Source organism: Streptomyces sp. ActVer, from assembly GCF_027270795.1.
Taxonomy (GTDB): domain Bacteria; phylum Actinomycetota; class Actinomycetes; order Streptomycetales; family Streptomycetaceae; genus Streptomyces; species Streptomyces umbrinus_A.
Map to the genome: position 1 here is coordinate 1 of NZ_JAPWHT010000869.1, position 1,556 is coordinate 1,556.

A 1,556-nucleotide genomic window follows, 5' to 3' on the forward strand; every position below is an offset into this window, starting at 1 on the left:
GGCGCCGGGCGGGAGACCGCGAGGGGCTGCCCCTGGGTCGAGGCGGTGTGCGCGGCGGCCTCGCCCGAACCGGGCCGCAGCGCGAGGCCGATGCCCGCGGAGAGGGACACCGCTCCGGTTGCGGCCAGGAAGGCGCGGCGGTCACGAACAGTGGCGGTGGCGACAGAGCGTATGCGCGACATGGCGCGATCTCCCCGGGTCCGAACGCGTCAGCAGTGGTCGCGGGCGGTTCGCTGACGCGAACTGCCCGCTCATACTGGATCGTTGGCACCGGGGGTGACCTGCGCGTTAACTGGACAGCAACGGGCAGCGCCGATCACCGTACGTGGATCTTGGTTACCCTCCGCGTCCACCGAGCCCTCTTCGAACGGAGGGGAGGCGGTCACTCCAAGTTCACCTGACGGGGTACAGAACCTATTTCCCGGAGGTCTCGGGGCGCTCGGGGGCCTGGGAGGCCCCGGCCCGCTCGGGGTACTCGGGGATGCCCGTCACGCGTCCTGCCGCCGGTCGTTCCCGCCACAGCGTGAGGCCCACGTCGACCAGGCCCACCCGGTCCAGGGCGGACACCTCGTCGAGAGGGTGCCAGGCCGCCAGGTCGGTGGAGCCGTCGGTCTCGTGGCGCAGTTCGCCGCCGGTGACACGGACCTCGTAGACGATCCGCAGGCCCTGGAAGTCGGCGGCGGGGCCGAGGCGGCGCGCATAGGTGCGCCTGATGGAGTCGACGCCGAGCAGTGCGAGGGGCTCGACCGTGTATCCGGTCTCCTCCTCGGCCTCCCGGATCACGGTGTCGTACGGGTCCTCGCCGTGGTCCATGCCGCCGCCGGGCAGCGTCCAGGGCCTGGTGCCGTTCTTCTCCACCAGGCGCGCGAGGAGTATCCGATCGTCCCGCACGCATACGGCGTAGGACGCCACCCTCAACTCCTTGTGCATGTGCAGACGTTACGGCAGGAGCGGGTTCGCCGGTGAGTACTCGGGCCGCGACCAGCGCAGCGGGACCGCCGCGAGTGTGTCCACGACGGCCTCGACGGTGAAGCGGACGGTGCGCGTGCCGTCGGGGGCGAACTCCGTGCGGGCCGTGCCGGAGAGCTGGAGGGCTGCGCCCGTCTCCCAGTCGAGGAAGAGGAGTCCGGCACGGGGGTCGGCGGCGAGGTTGCCGAGGGTGAGGAACATCGAGTTGCCGGGGTAGTCGCGCCAGCTCAGCTCGGTCGGCGAAGTGACGTGTACGAAGCCGGGGTTGCCGCCGCGGTGGCTGGCGTCGGCGCCGCCCCCGTGCACGGTGGCGAGGAAGAAGGTGTCTGCGGCGCGGACGAACTCCTGCTGGGACGCGTCCAGTTCACTGCCGCGCAGCGGTTCGCCCGGGGTGCGCGCGACCGTCTCGTACGACTCCCGTTTCTGCAGGTACTTGGGGCAGTTGGAGAAGACCTGGTCGGCCTCGACCGCCAGGCCGCGGGACGTGGGCCGGGAGCGGCCGTTGAGCCGCATGCGGCGGCGGGTGCGCGGGTCGAGCGCGATGGTGCCGACCGGGGTTCCGGCGACGGCGAGCGCCGCGCGGTGTG

General features: G+C 72.0%; 2 protein-coding genes and 1 pseudogene. All 3 read right to left on the reverse strand.

Translation table 11 applies throughout. From position 1 onward, the window contains the following. Positions 1-182, reverse strand: a pseudogene (locus O3Q52_RS52940) (TIGR03767 family metallophosphoesterase); the annotation flags it as partial. Between the two features lie 232 nt (positions 183-414). Further along, the gene (locus O3Q52_RS52945; protein WP_269655527.1) at positions 415-930 is read right to left on the reverse strand and encodes an NUDIX hydrolase; all 516 of its coding nucleotides are present in this window, start codon (positions 928-930) and stop codon (positions 415-417) included. Between the two features lie 9 nt (positions 931-939). Further along, on the reverse strand, positions 940-1,556 hold a 617-nt coding region (locus tag O3Q52_RS52950; protein WP_269655528.1), incomplete at its 5' end, for a pyridoxamine 5'-phosphate oxidase family protein.